The sequence below is a fragment of the Streptomyces roseochromogenus subsp. oscitans DS 12.976 genome (genome assembly GCF_000497445.1).
Classification (GTDB): domain Bacteria; phylum Actinomycetota; class Actinomycetes; order Streptomycetales; family Streptomycetaceae; genus Streptomyces; species Streptomyces oscitans.
In genome coordinates this window covers 2,925,861-2,942,891 of record NZ_CM002285.1, presented here as the reverse complement: position 1 = coordinate 2,942,891, position 17,031 = coordinate 2,925,861, and the positions used below count along the sequence as shown (strand labels likewise).

The window sequence follows — 17,031 nt, the reverse complement described above, 5'->3', positions numbered from 1 at the left end:
GGGTCTCCTCGGCCTGCCGGCGCAAGCTGGTGGCCCGCTCGATGGCCTCGGTGCGGACCTTCTCGCTGTCGGTGGTCGCGGTCTGCCGCAGCTCGTCGGCGTCCGCCTTGGCCTTGGCCAGCAGCTCCTCGGCGGACTTGGCCGCCTCCTCGATCTGCGCGACCGCCTCCCGGCGGGCCTCCGCGCGGATCGACTCGCCCTCGGCGACCGCGTCGGCGCGCAGCTGCTCGGCCTCGCCGCGCAGCCGGCGGGCCTCCTCCTGCAGCTCGACCGTCTTGGCCCGGTACTCCTTGGTGTCGTCCTTCGCCGCGCCCTTGAGCTCCTCGGCGATGTCGTGCGCCTCGGCGCGCAGCCGGTCCGCCTCGGCCTCGGCCTCGGTGCGGATCCGCTCGGCCTCCTCGGTGGCGGCCTTGGTGGTCTTCTGGGCGTCCTCCGACGCCTTGTTGAGCACGTCCTCGGCGGTCTTGGCCGCCTTGGACAGCTGGCTCGCCGTCTCCTCGGCGGTGATCGAGCGGGCCTTCTCGCCGGCCTCGGCGACGATCTTCTCGGCCTCGGCACGCGCGTCCGCGACCAGCTGCTCGGCCTCGGACCTGGTGTTCTCGGCCTCCTTGGTGGCTTCCTCGACCAGCCGGGCGACCTGCTCCTTGGCCGTGCGCGTCCGGGTCTCGTTGGCGGCCTCGGCGCCGGCCAGCGCCTTGGCGGCGGCCTGCTCGGCCTCGGTGACCACCTTCTCGGCCTCGGCCTGCGCCTTGCGCAGCGCCTCCTCGGCCGCCGCCATCCGCTCCTCGGCGGCCCGGCTCAGCTCGGCGGACTGCTTGCGGGCCGCGTCCGACTCGCTGGCCGTGGTGGTGCGCAGCTGCTCGGCGTGGTCGGTGGCCTCCTGGGCCTGCGTGGACGCCGCGTTCAGCAGGCGCTCGGCGTCCGTGCGGGCGCGGCGCAGGATCTGCTCGGCCTCCGCGCGGGCCGCCTCGGCGTCGCTCTGCAGGCGCTCCCTGGCCTCCCGGGTCAGCCGCTCGGCCTCCGCGCGGGCGGTGGCCATCGCCTGGTCGGCCTCGGTGCGGGACTCGTCCAGCAGCCGGCGGGCCTGCTGCTCGGTGCGGGCGCGCAGCTGCTCCGCCCAGGCCACGTTCTCGTTGACGTGCGACTCGACGGTGGCGCGGCGCTCGGCCAGCTCCTGGTCGAGCTGCTGGCGCCGGGTCACCGCCTCCTGGTGCAGCTCGGCCTGGAGCCGGGCGGCCTGCTCGGCGTGCTCCTGCAGGATCCGCTGGGTCTGCGCGCGGGCCTCCGCGGCCATCCGCTCGGCTTCCTGGCGCAGCTGGTCGGCCTGGATCTGGGCATTACGGAGCAACTGCTCGGCCTGATAGCCGATGTCACCGCCGTCGAAGGCGGGCCGGGTCATGAGGGTGCGGCGCGCCTCGTGCAGCTTGGCGCGCAGCACCTCGACCTGGTAGCCGAGGTCCTCGGCGTGCTGGATCGCCTTTTCCCGCTCGGTCTTCAGCCGCTTCATCTCGGCCTCGAACCGAGAGAGGTGGTCGACGTCAGCCGCCGGCTCTCGCTCCTGGCTCTCGTAGCCCCGCACTGCGCGGTCCCATCCGTCCCCTGGTCAGCTTCTCCAACGAGCTCCGTCCATCCGCCGAACGGGGCCCCCGGGGAATGGTGTCAGATCAACGGCGGAGCACGGGCTGCTGCCCCGACGCTCGTCCCCCGAAACCCGGACCCCGGCATGCGGTCGTCCCCGGTGTTTCGGGGACGACCGCCCCCAACCCTACCGGCCCTTATGTACGGGGGTCAGTGCTCGGGCGACTCAACCGGGGCCGAAGTGACCAGTTCTGTCAGGACGCCGTGGCAATCCTTCGGGTGCAGGAAGGTGATCCGCGACCCCATGGAACCGCGCCGGGGCTCGTCGTACAGCACGCGTACGCCCTTGCCCCGGATCGCCTCGGAGTCGGTGTCCACATCCGCCGTACCGAAGGCGATGTGGTGGACGCCCTCGCCGTTCTTCGCCAGCCACTTGCCGACCGCGGAGTCCTCGCGGGTCGGTTCCAGCAGCTGGAGATAGGAGGCGCCGCCGTCCGAGGTCTCGTTGATCCTGAGCATGGCCTCGCGCACGCCCTGCTCCTCGTTGACCTCGGTGTGGAACACCTCGAAGCCGTACGTGGCCCGGTAGAACTCGACGGTCGCGTCGAGGTCGTGGCAGGCGATCCCGATGTGGTCGATTCGCGTCAGCATGGATTCAGTGCAGCGCGCCGCGCATGGTTACGCAACGTGCGCGCGATCACACCGACGGCCCGATGACGGCACGGAGTGCCATCAGTACATTCGAAGTAAACCCTCGTTCACTCCTCGGCTGTGCAGGCCGGTAAGGGGATCGCAGCTCATGCCTTCTGGAACGACCAGCTCCGTGATCGTCGCGGGCGCGCGCACGCCCATGGGACGACTTCTGGGCTCCCTCAAGTCCTTCTCCGGGGCCGACCTGGGCGGCTTCGCGATCAAGGCCGCCCTCGACCGTGCGGGTATCGGCGGCGACCAGGTGCAGTACGTGATCATGGGCCAGGTGCTGCAGGCCGGCGCCGGACAGATCCCGGCCCGCCAGGCCGCCGTCAAGGCCGGCATCCCGATGAACGTCCCGGCGCTCACCGTCAACAAGGTGTGTCTCTCCGGCCTCGACGCCATCGCCCTGGCCGACCAGCTGATCCGCGCCGGCGAGTTCGACATCGTCGTGGCGGGCGGCCAGGAGTCCATGACCAACGCCCCGCACCTGCTGCCGAAGTCCCGCGAGGGCTTCAAGTACGGCGCGGTGGAGATGCTCGACGCGATGGCCTACGACGGCCTGACCGACTCCTTCGAGGGCCTCCCCATGGGCGAGTCCACCGAGAAGCACAACACCCGCCTCGGCATCGCCCGCCCCGAGCAGGACGAGATCGCCGCCCTGTCCCACCAGCGGGCCGCCGCCGCGCAGAAGAACGGCCTGTTCGAGGCCGAGATCACCCCGGTGGAGATCCCGCAGCGCAAGGGCGACCCGGTCCTGTTCAGCAAGGACGAGGGCATCCGCGGCGACACCACGGTGGAGTCCCTCGGCAAGCTCCGCCCGGCCTTCGCCCGCGAGGGCACGATCACCGCCGGCACCTCCTCGCAGATCTCCGACGGCGCGGCGGCCGTGGTCGTGATGAGCAAGGCCAAGGCCGAGGAGCTGGGCCTGACCTGGCTCGCCGAGATCGGCGCGCACGGCAATGTGGCCGGCCCGGACAACTCCCTGCAGTCCCAGCCGTCCAACGCCATACTCCACGCCCTGAAGAAGGAGGGCCTGGAGGTCTCCGACCTCGACCTCATCGAGATCAACGAGGCCTTCGCCGCGGTCGCCGTGCAGTCAATGAAAGACCTCGGCGTGTCCACGGAAAGGGTGAACGTCAACGGCGGCGCGATCGCGCTGGGCCACCCGATCGGCATGTCCGGCGCCCGCCTCGTGCTCCACTTGGCGCTCGAGCTCAAGCGCCGCGGCGGCGGCGTCGGCGCGGCCGCGCTGTGCGGTGGCGGCGGCCAGGGCGACGCGCTCATCGTGCGGGTGCCGAAGGCCTGAACCTTCGCTGTACGTCGGTCTTTGTACGTCGGTTGTACGTCGCTGAAGTGAATGGAGCTGTTGGATGCAGGACGTCTCCTCTCTGGTGGCCCAGGCCAGGGAAGGCCGGCCGCGGGCCGTGGCCCGGCTGATCTCCCTGGTGGAGGGGGCGTCCCCGCAGCTCAGGGAGGTCATGGCGGCGCTGGCGCCCTTGACCGGCAACGCGTATGTGGTGGGCCTCACCGGCTCCCCGGGAGTCGGCAAGTCGACGTCGACCTCGGCGCTCGTGAGTGCCTATCGCAAACAGGGAAAGCGGGTCGGCGTCCTGGCCGTCGACCCGTCCTCCCCGTTCTCGGGCGGAGCCCTGCTCGGCGACCGCGTCCGTATGTCGGAGCACGCCTCGGACCCCGGCGTCTACATCCGCTCGATGGCCACGCGCGGCCACCTGGGCGGCCTCGCCTGGGCCGCACCGCAGGCGATCCGCGTCCTGGACGCCGCGGGCTGCGACGTGATCCTGGTCGAGACGGTGGGCGTCGGCCAGTCGGAGGTGGAGATCGCCTCCCAGGCGGACACATCGGTGGTCCTCCTCGCCCCGGGCATGGGCGACGGCATCCAGGCGGCGAAGGCGGGCATCCTGGAGATCGGCGACGTGTACGTCGTCAACAAGGCCGACCGGGACGGCGCCGACGCCACGGCCCGCGAGCTGAACCACATGCTGGGCCTGGGCGAGTCCCGCGGTCCCGGCGACTGGCGCCCGCCGATCGTGAAGACGGTCGCGGCCCGTGCCGAGGGCATCGACGAGGTCGTGGAGGCCCTGGAGAAGCACCGCGCGTGGATGGAGGAGCGCGGTGTGCTCACCGAGCGCCGCAGGGCCCGCGCGGCCCGCGAGGTGGAGACCATCGCCGTCACGGCGCTGCGCGAGCGCATCGGCGACCTCCACGGCGACCGCCGCCTCAGCGCGCTCGCGGAGCGGATCGTCGCGGGCGAACTGGACCCGTACCGCGCGGCGGACGAACTGGTGGCGGGCCTGACCCAGGGCTGAGCCTGGTCAACTTCCTTACCGGGCAGCGGCGTGGAGCGCACCCGCCTGTCCCATGGCACGGGTACGGCTGCGGGGCTCGCAGGCTGCGGGCGGTGGTGCGCCGGTCGCGCAGTTCCCCGCGCCCCTGGGGCGTTGCAGTGCTGTCGGCCTTCTTGGCGCCGCCGCCCCTGGGGGAACCCCTCCGGGGGGAGGCCGCCCCGCCAACGCGGGCAAGCGCACCCACCCCCCACCCCCCGCCTGACGTCAAGCTCAGGGGCGCCCCCGCTGCCCCCGCAGGTGGTCGGCGATCGGCTTCAGAGCCTTGTCCAGTTCTGTCAGGGCCTCCGGCGACAGCAGGTCGATGAAATGCCGCCGCACGGAGGCGACATGATGTGGCGCCACCTTCTTCATCGTCTCCATGCCGTGCTCGGTCAGCACGGCGTACAGCCCCCGCCGATCGGACTCGCAGTTCTCACGACGCACCAGATTCGCGTTCTCCATGCGCGTGATCTGGTGCGAGAGCCGGCTCTTGGACTGCAGGGTCGCGGAGGCGAGGTCGCTCATCCGCATGCGCAGGTCGTCCGACTCGGACAGGTTCACGAGGATCTCGTAGTCGTTCATAGTCAGGCCGAACGGCTGCAGATCCTTCTCCAGCTGGTACGTCAACAGCCTGTTGACCTCCAGGTGGGTGCGCCAGGCGCACTGCTCCGCATCGGTCAGCCAGTGCGTGGCCGTCTCAGTCTCCATGAATGAAGTCTACCTAAGAAGTTGAATGGCGAACTACTTTGGATGGTGTGACAGTGCGCACGCGTTCGACGTCACACTCCGCAGACTACCGCTCACAGCCCGAAGCGACGCTGGAGGTCCCCCAGCTGTCCGGGAAGGCGCGGTGCGCCGGACGGTTGCGGACTGTGTCCGCTCGGTGCCGCACCGCCACCTCCGGGCACCCCTGGTTCGGCCGGCACGACCCCCGTCGCCGCCTCGCCCATGAGGGTCTCCGTCGACTGCAGCAGGACCGTCCCGGCACCCACGAACTCGAACTGGTGCTCCTCCCCGGAAACCCCGCCGAGGCCCGTCATCGCACGTAGACCGCCCAGCACACCCGCCAGATAGCCGTGGTCGTAGTGATGGCACGGCGACGGGCAGTCGGCCCACCCGACGAGCGCCTGCGGGTCGACCCGGATCGGAGGTTCCATGAACACCACCGGACCGTTAGATGCGGCCACAAACTTTCCGGTTCCGATAAGGGTCAGAAAACCCGGCACGATCGATTGCTTGAGCGCGAGACTTGGCTGAAAAGCGAGCAGGTTGCCCGCGCGAATGGTCAAGTTCCCGTCGTCCAGGTCGTAGGAGTTGACGTCGAAGGCCCGGTCGGCGAGGAGCATCTTGCCCGAGCCGGCCGCCACGACCCAGTCGCTCGCGTGCAGTGGCGAATGGAATGACGTACGGACAATTCGGTCGAGTCGCCCGTGTCCGATGCCGTTGAACTCGATCGCCCCGTAGTAGGCGATCATCTTTCCCTTCTGCAGGAACCACTGCCCGCTCTTGAGCTCGACACAGAACGTGTACTTGTTCACGTTGTCGTCGGCGGGCAGGGTCATCGGGTCGTACACGACCGGTCCGGCGCCCGGAGTTCCGTAGGTGCTCACAGCTTCTCCTCCGACGCCTGGACGTACACCGTGCCGCTGCCGCTCAGCTCCAGCTGGAAGGCCTCACCGGAGCCGCGGCCCACCATCTCGCGCCAGCCGAGCGCGGCGGACAGCTTGTTGCGGACCTCGCCGTGATGGGCGACGTACGCCTGCGGGTCGACGTGGACCGGGCGCTGGGGGGTGACCGGGATCTCGAAGACACCGCCGTGCGCCATCACGGCGACCGAGCCCTGGCCCTGGAGGGTGGTGGTGAACAGGCCCTGCCCGGTGACCTGGCCCCGGACCAGGCCCATCACCCCGCCCTGCGAACCCATGAACATCGTGCCCTGCCGGAGCGTGCCCTCGAAGGCGAGCAGCCGGTCGGCCTCGACGTAGAGGGTGTCGCCGGTGAGGTTGATGACATGGACGTGGTGGCCGCCGTGCCCGAAGAAAACGGTGCCGCTGCCCTCGACGGTCATCAGCGGGGTCGCCTCGCCGGACACCCGGCGCCCGATCATGGACATCAGCCCGCCCTGGCCGCCCTGGATGTTCGGCGTGAAGGACACGTCCCCCTTGTAGGCGAGCATCGCGCCGCGCTGGCTGTACAGCCGCTGCCCCGGCAGCACGGTCGCCTCGACCATCTTGGAGTTGATCTCCCGGAACGTCATGTCAGAGATCCCCCGCGATCGTGTTCCGCTCGCTCGGCTGCACGTACACCAGGCCGTCGCCCTCGAAGCGGATCTGGAAGGCCTCGCCTCCGCCCTCCCCGAACAACGTGCGGAACGTCACGCCCGACTGGAAGGACTGCCGGACATCGCCCTGGTGGGCGATATAGGCACCCGGGTCGACGATCAGCGGGTACTGCGGGCTGACCCGGAGCACGACCGCCGGCCCGTCGGACATGATCGCCGCCTGACCGTGTCCCTCGACCGTCGTCGTGAACAGCCCGTTGCCCTGCGAGGCGCCGCGCAGTCCGGTGAACGTCGTGCCCGTCCGCAGCCCCGCGTCCGTCACGAGGAGATTGCTCGACTCGACGTACAGCTTGTCCCCCTGGAGGCCCACAAGGTTGATCTCCGAGGCGCGGTCCGCGAACCAGCACGTCCCGTGCCCCTTCACCTCCATCACCGTCATCTGCTCGCCGGTGAGCCGCCGGGTCACCATCCCGCGCAGCCCCTCACCGCCACCGGTGAGCTTCTTGAAACTCATCTGCCCGTCGTACGCCACCATCGAGCCGTTCTTCGCCTTCACGGCATCCCCGGTCATCTCGACGGCGAGCACCTTGCTGCCTTGGAGTCGGAACATCGCCACGCAGCGAAAGTAGCGGCGCGGCGGGTGGACGGAACAGGCCCCGTGGGTGGATACCGACCCTGAGCGGACCCCTACGGGCGCCGTTTGCCACAATGGGGCTCGCTTGTGCTTCCGTTCACAAACTGTGGACGTCTCTCCCACCGAAGGTGACCAGTGGACCTCAAGACAGCCTCCGCCATCCGCCGCCTCCGCCTCATCTCCGTGCCGGAGGGCATTTCCTGGATCGTTCTCGCGACCTGCACGATCATCAAGTACACGGTCGACTCCGGAGTGAACGTGGCCCCGGTGCTGGGCCCGATCCACGGCGTGCTGTTCATCCTCTACGTGATCTTCTGGGCGGACGCCTGGAACCGCACCAAGTGGAACAAGGGCAAGGCGGCCCTCTACTTCGCCTACTCGATCATCCCGTTCGGCGGCTTCATCATCGAGCGTGCGCTGCGCCGCGAGGCCGAGGACGCCGTCATCGCCGCCCGCGCCCGCAAGGAAGGGGTCGTGAACGCATGATCGTCGCCTTCTCCGTGACGCCTCTCGGTGTCGGCGAGGACGTGGGGGAGTACGTCGCCGACGCCGTGCGTGTGGTGCGCGAGTCGGGTCTGCCCAACCGGACCGACGCGATGTTCACCTCCATCGAGGGGGAGTGGGACGAGGTCATGGACGTCGTCAAGCGTGCCGTCGCCGTGGTGGAGGAGCGGGTGCCGCGTGTGTCGCTCGTCCTCAAGGCCGACATTCGTCCCGGCGTGACGGATGGGCTCACGTCCAAGGTGGAAACGGTCGAACGTCACCTGGCATAGGTCCCGCGCCCCTTTCAGGCCGGCTGTCCCGCTGTCAGTGTCATCCCCAGCGGTGTTCGTTCGTACAGCACCTGGTGGCCGTAGCGGCGGGCTGTCAGCAGGCCTGCGTCGCGCAGCACCGTCAGATGGGACGAGACCGAGGACGGGGCCAGGCCCATGCGGTGGGCGAGGGTGCTCGTCGTCGCGGGTTCGTCCAGCGCGGACAGGACCGCAGCCCGGTTGCGGCCCAGCAGTCGTACCAGCGCGTCCGGAGTGTGTCTGCCCGGCTCGGTCCACAGGCCGGCGATGCCGCGGGCCGGGTAGACCAGCGTGGGCTGCCACGGGGGTTCGAAACCCGTGATCACGTCGGGCCAGGAGAAGACGCTCGGCATCAGGACCAGGCCCTGGCCGTCGAGGTCGCGCGTGTACTCGATGTGCTGTGCGAGCGTCAGCGTACGGCCGTCCCAGGACAGCCGGGGGTCCAGCTCGGGCAGCAGCGTGCCGAGCCCCACCTCGGCCAGCCGGCGCGAGTGGAAGGCCACGTCCGCCTCCAGCAGAGCCCGCAGCCGGGGCCAGTCCGGTGCGATCAGCACCTGCCACGCCTCCTCCATGGCGTCCGCCAGCTCCGTGATCATGCGTGCCGGATGCGCCAGCCACGCCCTGCCCTGCGCCGAATCCAGCGCGCCCGGCGTGCAGGCCAGCGAGAGGGCGGTGTCCTCGCGGGCCGCCTCCGGGTCGGACGCCCGTACGGCCGCTATCTCCTCCTCGAATGTCGCGGCCGGTCCGATCGGCGGCGCACCGAGCCAGTCGGGAGAGTGCCCCCGCCGGGGCATCAGGAGCCACAGCGGAGTCAGGTCGAGGCCGCCCGCCGCGTCCCTGATCCGCCGTAGCCAGGGCGCCTGGTAGGCGTGCCGGTCCGGCCGCTTCAGGGTGCGCACCGCCTCCTGCGTCTCCCACAGCGGTGAGATCGCGAACCGGCAGCGCAGAAAGTCGCCGTCGCCGAAGCGCAGCTGTGAGGGCACGGGTCACCTCCCCGAACGGTCGGAGGACAGGGGCGGAAGATTCGGCTGGGGCCGAAACTCTATGGCCCCGCGTCCGTTCCCGGGCACGCTGCCCGGCATGTCCGCTCCGTCCAAGGCCGCCCCGCCGTCCGCCGGCTACGGCCGTGTCTTCGCCGTGCCCGAGTTCCGGGCCGTCTTCGCCGCCCATGTGCTGTCCATGCTCGGCGTGATCGTCAGCGAGATCGCGCTGTCCGTCCTCGTCTACGACCTCACCCGCTCACCCCTGCTCAGCGCGCTCACCTTCGCGCTGGGCTTCCTGCCGTACGCCGTCGGCGGCACCCTGCTCGCACCCGTCGCCGACCGCTTCCCCGCCCGGCGTGTGCTGGTCGCCTGTGACCTGGTGTGCGCGGGCTGTGTGGCCCTGATGACCGTCCCCGGCTCCGGAATCGGCCTGCTGCTCGCGCTGCGCTGCGCGCTCGCCGTCGTCTCGCCGGTGTTCGCCGGCACCCGGATGGCCACGCTGGCCGACGTCCTCGGCGACGGCGACCTGTTCGTGCTCGGCCGCTCCTTGCTGCGGATCGTCGCCCAGAGCGCCCTGCTCGTCGGCTACGGCCTCGGCGGTCTGCTGCTGACGGCCGTCAGCCCGCGCCACGCCCTGCTGATCACCGTCGGCACCTTCCTCGCCTCCGCCACGCTGCTGCGCTGTGGCACCCGGCACCGCCCGGCCCGCACCCGCCCGAGCGCGGGCGCCCCGGCGCCGGGCCCGCGCCTGCTGTTCGCCGACCGCCGGGTCCGCGTGCTGCTGCTGATGTTCTGGATCCCGGCGGCGTTCTCCGTCGTCCCCGAGGCGCTGGCGGCACCGTACGCCGACGAGCTGGGCCGTGGCTCCACGGGGCTCGGCCTGCTGATGTGCGCCCTGCCCGTCGGCACGGTGGCCGGCGAACTGTTCGCCGGAGCCAGGCTCGGACCCGCGGCCCGCGAACGCGTCGCGCTCCCGCTGCTCTGCCTGACCCTGCTGCCGTACCTCGGATACGCCCTGCGCCCCGGACTCGCCCTGTCCCTGCTGCTCCTGCTGCTGTCCGGGGCCGGATCGGCGTACACCCTGGGCCTGGACCAGTGGTTCGTGCGGGCCGTGCCGAAGGAGCTGCGCGGGCGGGCCATGACCGTGCTGAGCGCCGGGCTGATGACCGTGCAGGGCGTCGGCATGACGCTGGCCGGGGTGGCGGCGCAGATGGCGGGGGTGCGTACGGCCGTCGCCGGAGCCGGTGTGGCGGGTGTGCTGTGCTGCTGCGGGCTGGCCGTGGCGGCCCGGGCGACCGAAAGCCGAGACGGGGCTGCCCGGAATATGACCGGCCGGTAGGGTCTGATGACGTGCCGAAGCCACTCAGCCTCCCCTTCGACCCCATCGCCCGCGCCGACGAGCTCTGGAAGCAGCGCTGGGGAAACGTGCCGTCCATGGCCGCGATCACCTCGATCATGCGGGCCCAGCAGATCCTGCTCGCCGAGGTGGACGCGGTGGTCAAGCCGTACGGACTGACGTTCGCGCGCTACGAGGCACTGGTGCTGCTCACCTTCTCCAAGGCCGGCGAGCTGCCGATGTCCAAGATCGGTGAGCGGCTGATGGTGCATCCCACGTCCGTGACCAACACCGTCGACCGGCTGGTGAAGTCCGGGCTGGTCGCCAAGCGCCCCAACCCGAACGACGGCCGCGGCACCCTCGCCGTCATCACCGACAAGGGCCGCGAGGTGGTCGACGCGGCCACTCACGACCTGATGGCCATGGATTTCGGGCTCGGGGTGTACGACGCGGAAGAGTGCGCGGAGATCTTCGCGATGCTCCGCCCGCTGCGGATCGCGGCACACGATTTCGACGACGACGGAGACGCCGGCCGATACGAGGGCTGATACGAGGGCTGAGACACGGCTGACACGTCGGCTGAGACGAGGGCCGACCCCGGCCAAGATCTCCCGGAACGGGTGGTTACGCTCGACCCCATGAAGAAGAGCGTGCTGACCCGTTACCGCGTCATGGCCTACACCACCGGTGTCCTGCTGGTGCTGCTGTGCCTGAGCATGATCGCCAAGTACGGGCTGGACATCAGCGGTGCCGCGGACTTCACGCGCGTCGTGGCCATCGCCCACGGCTGGCTGTACGTCGTCTACCTGATCTTCGCGTTCGACCTGGGCTCGAAGGCGAAGTGGCCCGTCGGCAAGCAGCTGTGGGTGCTGCTCGCGGGGACCATCCCCACCGCCGCCTTCTTCGTCGAGCGCCGGATCAGCCACGAGCTGGAGGCCAGGGCCGCCGACCCGGCCCCGGTCGCGGCCAAGGCCTGAGGCACGGCGGCCGGCGCCCGCGGCGCGGGCGCCGTACGACCGGGACTCCACCGCCGCACGTCTTCGTGTGGCGGTCGGCCATCGACATTTACTTGGACGTCCTAGTAAATTCGATGGTATGGACGCTCACGCCATCGAGGAGGGCCGCCGGCGCTGGCAGGCCCGCTATGACGCCGCGCGCACGCGCGACGCTGACTTCACCACGCTCTCCGGTGATCCCGTGGAGCCGGTGTACGGGCCCCGACCGGGCGATACGTACGAGGGATTCGAGCGGATCGGCTGGCCCGGGGAGTACCCCTTCACGCGCGGGCTCCATCCGACCGGCTACCGCGGGCGTACCTGGACGATCCGGCAGTTCGCCGGGTTCGGCAACGCCGAGCAGACCAACGAGCGGTACAAGATGATCCTGGCCGCGGGCGGCGGCGGGCTGTCCGTCGCCTTCGACATGCCGACGCTCATGGGGCGGGACTCCGACGATCCGCGCTCGCTCGGCGAGGTCGGGCACTGCGGCGTCGCCATCGACTCGGCCGCCGACATGGAGGTCCTGTTCAAGGACATCCCGCTCGGCGACGTCACCACCTCCATGACCATCAGCGGGCCCGCCGTACCCGTCTTCTGCATGTACCTGGTCGCCGCCGAGCGCCAGGGTGTGGACCCTTCGGTCCTCAACGGCACGCTCCAGACCGACATCTTCAAGGAGTACATCGCCCAGAAGGAGTGGCTCTTCCAGCCCGAGCCGCATCTGCGCCTCATCGGCGACCTGATGGAGTACTGCGCGGCCGGCATCCCCGCCTACAAGCCGCTGTCCGTCTCCGGGTACCACATCCGCGAGGCCGGGTCGACGGCCGCGCAGGAGCTGGCCTACACGCTGGCGGACGGCTTCGGGTACGTCGAGCTGGGGCTCAGCCGCGGCCTGGACGTCGATGTCTTCGCGCCCGGCCTCTCCTTCTTCTTCGACGCGCACGTCGATTTCTTCGAGGAGATCGCCAAGTTCCGTGCGGCGCGGCGCATTTGGGCCCGGTGGATGCGGGATGTCTATGGCGCCCGGTCCGAGAAGGCGCAGTGGCTGCGGTTCCACACACAGACCGCGGGTGTGTCGCTGACCGCGCAGCAGCCGTACAACAACGTGGTGCGTACGGCCGTGGAGGCGCTGGCCGCCGTGCTGGGCGGGACCAACTCGCTGCACACCAACGCGCTCGACGAGACGCTGGCCCTGCCGAGTGAGCAGGCGGCGGAGATCGCGCTGCGCACGCAGCAGGTGCTGATGGAGGAGACCGGGGTCGCCAACGTGGCCGATCCGCTGGGCGGTTCGTGGTACGTCGAGCAGCTGACGGACCGGATCGAGGCGGACGCGGAGAAGATCTTCGAGCAGATAAGGGAGCGGGGTCTGCGGGCGCACCCGGATGGGCGGCACCCGATCGGGCCGATCACCTCCGGGATCCTGCGCGGCATCGAGGACGGGTGGTTCACCGGCGAGATCGCCGAGTCCGCCTTCCGCTATCAGCAGGCGCTGGAGAAGGGCGACAAGAAGGTCGTCGGCGTCAACGTCGCCACCGGGTCCGTCACCGGGGATCTGGAGATCCTGCGGGTGAGCCATGAGGTGGAGCGGGAGCAGGTCCGCATCCTGGGCGAGCGGAAGGGGGCGCGGGACGCGGCGGCGGTGCGCTCGGCGCTGGACGCGATGCTGGCCGCCGCGCGTGACGGTGCCAACATGATCGAGCCGATGCTGGACGCTGTGCGGGCCGAGGCGACGCTGGGCGAGATCTGCGGGGTGCTGCGGGACGAGTGGGGCGTGTACACGGAACCGGCCGGTTTCTAGGCGCCGTTGCCCCGTGCGGGCGCACCAGGGGGCTCCGCCCCCTGGACCTCCGGCCTGTGCCCACCCTCCCCCACGCTCGGCTGGGAGGCTCCTGTCAGGCCCAGCAGCAGTACCTGTGTGAAGCTGTGGACCCAGTCCTCGTTCGCCGGTTTGCCGCTTACCAGGGTGCGGTGGACGACCGCGCCCGCCACCATGTCGAAGATCAGGTCCACCGTGCGGGCGGACTCCTCCGGATCGGGTTCCGGGGGGAGTTCGCCGCGGCGCTGGGCCCTGGCGCGGCCCTCCAGGACCAGGCGCATCTGACGTTCCACGATGGAGGCGCGGATGCGCTCGCGCAGGGCGTCGTCGCGGGTGGATTCGGCGACCACCGCCATCAGGCCACTCTTTGCCTCCGGACGGGCCAGGATCGCCGCGAACTGCAGGACCACGCCCTCGATGTCGGCCGCGAGGCTGCCGCGGTCGGGGAGTTCCAGCTCGTCGAACAGCTCCGCCACCGCGTCGCACACCAGCTCCGGCTTGCCCGCCCAGCGGCGGTACAGCGTGGTCTTCGCAACCCCGGCACGCGTCGCCACGTCTCCCAGGGTGAGCTTGGACCAGCCAAGTTCCACCAGCGCCTCCCGGGTCGCGGCCAGGATCGCGGTGTCCGCCGCGGTGCTGCGCGGACGTCCGGTACGGCTGGCGGGAGTGCGGCTCTGCATCCCCTGACCATAACCGGCGGGAACTGTGCGGTCGTGAGGGAGATCACCGGGGGGTGGTGTCGCATGGGGTCCCGATGGCATTACGCTACGAGTCGTAGCGAAAGCTCGTGAGAGCTCGTGCCGGACGTACGCGAGCGACGATCACGGGGCGTGGGGTGGGGACCCGGCGCCCGCACGGACGACTTTTTCATTTCGACGCGGTAACGGGGGAGGATAGACGCATGCAGCCACGGAACATGTCCATGAGCGGCGTCGTCGACCTCGCCGCGGTGAAGGCGGCCCAGGAGGCCAAGGCCAAGGCCGAGCAGACGCGCGCCGAGGCCGCCCGGCAGGGCGGCACGGGGGCCGTCGCCCCGGCCGATCTCGTCATCGACGTCGATGAGGCGGGATTCGAGCGGGATGTCCTGCAGCGGTCCGCCGAAGTCCCCGTCGTCATCGACTTCTGGGCCGAGTGGTGTGAGCCCTGCAAGCAGCTGAGCCCGGTCCTGGAGCGACTGGCCGCCGAGTACGACGGGCGCATCCTCCTCGCCAAGATCGACGTCGACGCCAACCAGATGCTGATGCAGCAGTTCGGGGTCCAGGGGATCCCGGCCGTCTTCGCCGTCGTCGCGGGACAGGCGCTGCCGCTCTTCCAGGGGGCCGCCGGCGAGCAGCAGATCCGGCAGACCCTGGACCAGCTGGTGCAGGTCGCCGAGCAGCGCTTCGGGATCACCGGCCTGACCGTCGACCCGGACGCACAGCCCGGCGCCGCCCCCGCCGAGGTCCAGGAGGGCCCGTACGACGCCGCGCTGAACGCGGCCGCCGATGCCCTGGACGCCGGTGACCTGGCCGGTGCCGTCCAGGCGTACAAGAACGTGCTGGCCGACGACCCGGCCCACCCCGAGGCCAAGCTGGGCCTGGCGCAGGCCGAGCTGCTGCAGCGGGTGCAGGGCTTCGATCCGCAGCAGGTCCGCCAGGAAGCCGCCGCGAAGCCGAAGGACGCAGCCGCGCAGATCGCCGCCGCCGACCTGGACCTGGTGGGCGGCCATGTCGAGGACGCCTTCGGGCGGCTGATCGAGACCGTGCGGTGCACCGCCGGTGACGACCGGGACGCGGTGCGGCGCCGGCTGCTGGAGCTGTTCGAGGTCGTGGGCCCCGAGGACCCGCGGGTGATCGGGGCGCGCAGGGCGCTCGCGCGGGCGTTGTTCTGACCAGTTGCTAAACGCCACGGCTTGTGATGCCGAGGTGAAAGATTCGCCGACGAGACGTCAGGGCGACTCCGCTTTGCCAAATCTTGGTAATTGCGCGATCTGTTACTCCGAGTAAGTCGAAGCCGTTGATCTGTCTGGTTTTGTCCAGAGGTCAACGGCTTTGCTCTGCCCTGAGATGCAACCCAGCGTCGCGCTTCGAGACCGGTCGGTCGTACTCCGGTTATCCAGCCGTTACTAGCCAGTAACGAACCCCCTTGTGTCCGGCGCGAGAATGCACCACGATCGGCGACGCTCGGTCCATTCCCGTACCCCGACATCCGGTCGGGTCGCGGGAGACACTGGGTCCCCACCGAGCAGAGTCGGCGGCAGTGGCGCCGGCTCTTGGGCAGGGGGGTCTTCGCCTTCCCGGCGAAGCCTGTCCAGCAAGGTTGTGCGTGATGCGTGTCAGGCGCGACCAGTGGTTGTCGCTCGGGGGTGATCGCCGGTGGTTCGGGCGCGGTTCGCAGCCCCGAGCGCGGGCGTTCTCCTTCCCGAGGACGTAGCACTTCTCCCATCCCTGCCCGGGTGGACCGCCTGTTGGGGCGATTTCCGGGCCAGGAGATGTACGTCCGAGAAGGAGGAAAAATGGAGTCCCAGGTGCGTGGCGGGACCAGATGGAAGCGGTTCGCTGTGGTCATGGTGCCCAGCGTGGCCGCCACAGCGTGCATAGGTGTCGCCCTCGCGCAGGGCGCTCTCGCCGCCTCGTTCAGCGTGTCGGGTCAGTCTTTCAAGGTGACCGCGGACAAACTGGTCGGTACCGGCTTCGAGCAGTACGGCGCGGTCGACGACGGCTACACCCTCAGCGGGCAGAAGACCGCTCACCCGGTCGCGGTCTCGGCCTTCAAGAGCGCCTCGATCAGCAACATGTGCCAGTCCGTCGTCACGCCGGACATCCCGGTGCTGGGCTCGGTGAGCCTGGTGCTGAAGGCGGGCGCCGACAAGCCGGTCGAGGCCGACAACCTCTACATCGACCTCGACGACCTCAGCGCCGACGCCACCTTCAACAACATCGACATCGGTGTTGCCGCCAAGGACGCCGGCAAGGGTCCGGGCATGAAGGGCGGGAAGGAGCAGTCCAACCCGTACGGCTTCGCGCAGCAGGCCGACTCGGCCACGCTGACCGGTGTGAAGCAGACGGCCTGGGCGACCACGGCCGGAACCTTCAAGCTCAGCGGTCTGCACATGTCGGTGCAGACGGGTACGCACGAGTGCTACTGAGCACTCACTGACGGGCGGGGGAGCCGGTGGCGCCCCCGCCTGTCCACTCTCCGGCCGCGCTTCACACGCGGTCCACATCACCACCACAGCAACGCCGCACCAGGGAGCTGTTTTCGATGAGCGCCGAGACTCCTGCCGCCGCGCCCGGCCAGTTCACCCGCCGGAGGCTGCAGTTCCGCGCCTGGCGGGGCACCCGTCCGTTCTGGGCTGGTCTGTTCGTCTTGCTCGGCGGCTTTCCGATCATGTACTTCCCGTACGCCCACCTCCAGCTCGGACATCTGACGCTGGCGATGGCGACCACCGCGGGAGCCGGATCCCTGATCATCGGCGTGCTGCTGGTCGTCCTGGGCATCAGCCTCTGGTTCCAGAAGCACGTCCGCACGTTCGCGGGTGTCGCGGCGATCCTGCTCGCGCTGGTGTCCATCCCCGTGTCCAACTTCGGTGGATTC

Annotated in this window: 18 protein-coding genes and 1 pseudogene; 11 read left to right on the top strand and 8 right to left on the bottom strand. The window is 70.1% G+C overall.

From position 1 onward, the window contains the following. Both scy and mce read right to left on the bottom strand, forming a co-directional pair. Nucleotides 1-1,579, bottom strand: a pseudogene (gene scy, locus M878_RS62495) (polarized growth protein Scy); the annotation flags it as partial. A 209-nt stretch (nt 1,580-1,788) separates the two neighbouring features. Continuing rightward, nucleotides 1,789-2,229 (bottom strand): methylmalonyl-CoA epimerase, encoded by a 441-nt coding sequence (mce, locus tag M878_RS62490; RefSeq protein ID WP_023546705.1) that lies wholly within the window; start codon nt 2,227-2,229, stop codon nt 1,789-1,791. A gap of 148 nt (nt 2,230-2,377) precedes the next feature. Between mce and M878_RS62485 the strand changes: the two genes are divergently transcribed. Together M878_RS62485 and meaB are read left to right on the top strand one after the other, a co-directional pair. Further along, nucleotides 2,378-3,577 (top strand): acetyl-CoA C-acetyltransferase, encoded by a 1,200-nt coding sequence (locus M878_RS62485; protein WP_031224816.1) that lies wholly within the window; start codon nt 2,378-2,380, stop codon nt 3,575-3,577. 64 nt (nt 3,578-3,641) lie between these two features. Continuing rightward, on the top strand, nt 3,642-4,598 hold the full coding sequence (meaB, locus tag M878_RS62480) for a methylmalonyl Co-A mutase-associated GTPase MeaB (protein WP_023546703.1): 957 nt from the start codon (nt 3,642-3,644) through the stop codon (nt 4,596-4,598). A 249-nt stretch (nt 4,599-4,847) separates the two neighbouring features. On the opposite strand, the gene M878_RS62475 is transcribed toward meaB, so the two are convergent. The 4 genes from M878_RS62475 to M878_RS62460 all read right to left on the bottom strand — a co-directional run bounded on the left by M878_RS62475 (nt 4,848) and on the right by M878_RS62460 (nt 7,507). Next, complete coding sequence (locus M878_RS62475) at nt 4,848-5,324, bottom strand: MarR family winged helix-turn-helix transcriptional regulator (protein ID WP_023546702.1); 477 nt, start codon at nt 5,322-5,324, stop codon at nt 4,848-4,850. A 92-nt stretch (nt 5,325-5,416) separates the two neighbouring features. Further along, nucleotides 5,417-6,226, bottom strand: a complete 810-nt coding sequence (locus tag M878_RS62470; protein WP_023546701.1) for an AIM24 family protein — start codon at nt 6,224-6,226, stop codon at nt 5,417-5,419. Further along, the gene (locus tag M878_RS62465) at nt 6,223-6,873 is read right to left on the bottom strand and encodes an AIM24 family protein (protein WP_023546700.1); all 651 of its coding nucleotides are present in this window, start codon (nt 6,871-6,873) and stop codon (nt 6,223-6,225) included. The genes M878_RS62470 and M878_RS62465 overlap by 4 nt, the downstream gene beginning before the upstream one ends. Nucleotide 6,874: 1 nt before the next feature. After that, entirely contained in the window at nt 6,875-7,507 is a 633-nt protein-coding gene (locus tag M878_RS62460) for an AIM24 family protein (protein ID WP_031224815.1), read from the bottom strand. Nucleotides 7,508-7,666: 159 nt separating this feature from the next. Between M878_RS62460 and M878_RS62455 the strand changes: the two genes are divergently transcribed. Further along, nucleotides 7,667-8,017 (top strand): DUF3817 domain-containing protein, encoded by a 351-nt coding sequence (locus tag M878_RS62455; protein WP_023546698.1) that lies wholly within the window; start codon nt 7,667-7,669, stop codon nt 8,015-8,017. Beyond that, complete coding sequence (locus M878_RS62450) at nt 8,014-8,304, top strand: MTH1187 family thiamine-binding protein (protein ID WP_023546697.1); 291 nt, start codon at nt 8,014-8,016, stop codon at nt 8,302-8,304. Before M878_RS62455 ends, M878_RS62450 begins: the two co-directional genes overlap by 4 nt. Nucleotides 8,305-8,318: 14 nt before the next feature. Here M878_RS62450 and M878_RS62445 read toward each other — a convergent pair whose 3' ends face one another. Further along, the gene (locus M878_RS62445; RefSeq protein ID WP_023546696.1) at nt 8,319-9,305 is read right to left on the bottom strand and encodes an ArsR/SmtB family transcription factor; all 987 of its coding nucleotides are present in this window, start codon (nt 9,303-9,305) and stop codon (nt 8,319-8,321) included. Between the two features lie 97 nt (nt 9,306-9,402). On the opposite strand from M878_RS62445, the gene M878_RS62440 reads away from it, so the two are divergent. The 4 genes from M878_RS62440 to icmA all read left to right on the top strand — a co-directional run bounded on the left by M878_RS62440 (nt 9,403) and on the right by icmA (nt 13,437). After that, nucleotides 9,403-10,644 carry an MFS transporter gene (locus tag M878_RS62440; RefSeq protein ID WP_031224814.1) on the top strand — a complete coding sequence of 414 codons (1,242 nt, stop codon included), beginning with the start codon at nt 9,403-9,405 and terminating at the stop codon, nt 10,642-10,644. An 11-nt stretch (nt 10,645-10,655) separates the two neighbouring features. Beyond that, a complete protein-coding gene (locus tag M878_RS62435) occupies nt 10,656-11,189 on the top strand; it encodes a MarR family winged helix-turn-helix transcriptional regulator (protein ID WP_023546694.1) in 534 nt (177 codons plus the stop codon). 90 nt (nt 11,190-11,279) lie between these two features. Then, complete coding sequence (locus M878_RS62430; RefSeq protein ID WP_023546693.1) at nt 11,280-11,618, top strand: DUF3817 domain-containing protein; 339 nt, start codon at nt 11,280-11,282, stop codon at nt 11,616-11,618. 118 nt (nt 11,619-11,736) lie between these two features. Further along, a complete protein-coding gene (gene icmA, locus M878_RS62425; RefSeq protein WP_023546692.1) occupies nt 11,737-13,437 on the top strand; it encodes a coenzyme B12-dependent isobutyryl-CoA mutase large subunit in 1,701 nt (566 codons plus the stop codon). Here the strand turns inward: icmA and M878_RS62420 are convergent. Continuing rightward, on the bottom strand, nt 13,434-14,135 hold the full coding sequence (locus tag M878_RS62420) for a TetR/AcrR family transcriptional regulator (RefSeq protein ID WP_023546691.1): 702 nt from the start codon (nt 14,133-14,135) through the stop codon (nt 13,434-13,436). The genes icmA and M878_RS62420 overlap by 4 nt on opposite strands. Nucleotides 14,136-14,356: 221 nt before the next feature. On the opposite strand from M878_RS62420, the gene M878_RS62415 reads away from it, so the two are divergent. From M878_RS62415 to M878_RS62405, 3 genes are all read left to right on the top strand, one after another. Then, complete coding sequence (locus tag M878_RS62415; RefSeq protein ID WP_023546690.1) at nt 14,357-15,325, top strand: tetratricopeptide repeat protein; 969 nt, start codon at nt 14,357-14,359, stop codon at nt 15,323-15,325. A gap of 624 nt (nt 15,326-15,949) precedes the next feature. Further along, on the top strand, nt 15,950-16,582 hold the full coding sequence (locus tag M878_RS62410) for a DUF6230 family protein (RefSeq protein ID WP_023546689.1): 633 nt from the start codon (nt 15,950-15,952) through the stop codon (nt 16,580-16,582). 116 nt (nt 16,583-16,698) lie between these two features. Then, on the top strand, nt 16,699-17,031 hold a 333-nt coding region (locus M878_RS62405), incomplete at its 3' end, for a DUF6114 domain-containing protein (protein ID WP_023546688.1).

What these genes read in the sequence shown, in the direction of transcription:
- M878_RS62430 (WP_023546693.1), top strand. Translation starts at nt 11,280, where the DNA reads ATGAAGAAGAGCGTGCTGACCCGTTACCGCGTCATGGCCTACACCACC.
- M878_RS62465 (WP_023546700.1), bottom strand. Translation starts at nt 6,873, where the DNA reads ATGACGTTCCGGGAGATCAACTCCAAGATGGTCGAGGCGACCGTGCTG.
- icmA (WP_023546692.1), top strand. Translation starts at nt 11,737, where the DNA reads ATGGACGCTCACGCCATCGAGGAGGGCCGCCGGCGCTGGCAGGCCCGC.
- M878_RS62475 (WP_023546702.1), bottom strand. Translation starts at nt 5,324, where the DNA reads ATGGAGACTGAGACGGCCACGCACTGGCTGACCGATGCGGAGCAGTGC.
- M878_RS62460 (WP_031224815.1), bottom strand. Translation starts at nt 7,507, where the DNA reads ATGTTCCGACTCCAAGGCAGCAAGGTGCTCGCCGTCGAGATGACCGGG.
- M878_RS62420 (WP_023546691.1), bottom strand. Translation starts at nt 14,135, where the DNA reads ATGCAGAGCCGCACTCCCGCCAGCCGTACCGGACGTCCGCGCAGCACC.
- M878_RS62415 (WP_023546690.1), top strand. Translation starts at nt 14,357, where the DNA reads ATGCAGCCACGGAACATGTCCATGAGCGGCGTCGTCGACCTCGCCGCG.
- M878_RS62485 (WP_031224816.1), top strand. Translation starts at nt 2,378, where the DNA reads ATGCCTTCTGGAACGACCAGCTCCGTGATCGTCGCGGGCGCGCGCACG.
- mce (WP_023546705.1), bottom strand. Translation starts at nt 2,229, where the DNA reads ATGCTGACGCGAATCGACCACATCGGGATCGCCTGCCACGACCTCGAC.
- meaB (WP_023546703.1), top strand. Translation starts at nt 3,642, where the DNA reads ATGCAGGACGTCTCCTCTCTGGTGGCCCAGGCCAGGGAAGGCCGGCCG.
- M878_RS62410 (WP_023546689.1), top strand. Translation starts at nt 15,950, where the DNA reads ATGGAGTCCCAGGTGCGTGGCGGGACCAGATGGAAGCGGTTCGCTGTG.
- M878_RS62450 (WP_023546697.1), top strand. Translation starts at nt 8,014, where the DNA reads ATGATCGTCGCCTTCTCCGTGACGCCTCTCGGTGTCGGCGAGGACGTG.
- M878_RS62440 (WP_031224814.1), top strand. Translation starts at nt 9,403, where the DNA reads ATGTCCGCTCCGTCCAAGGCCGCCCCGCCGTCCGCCGGCTACGGCCGT.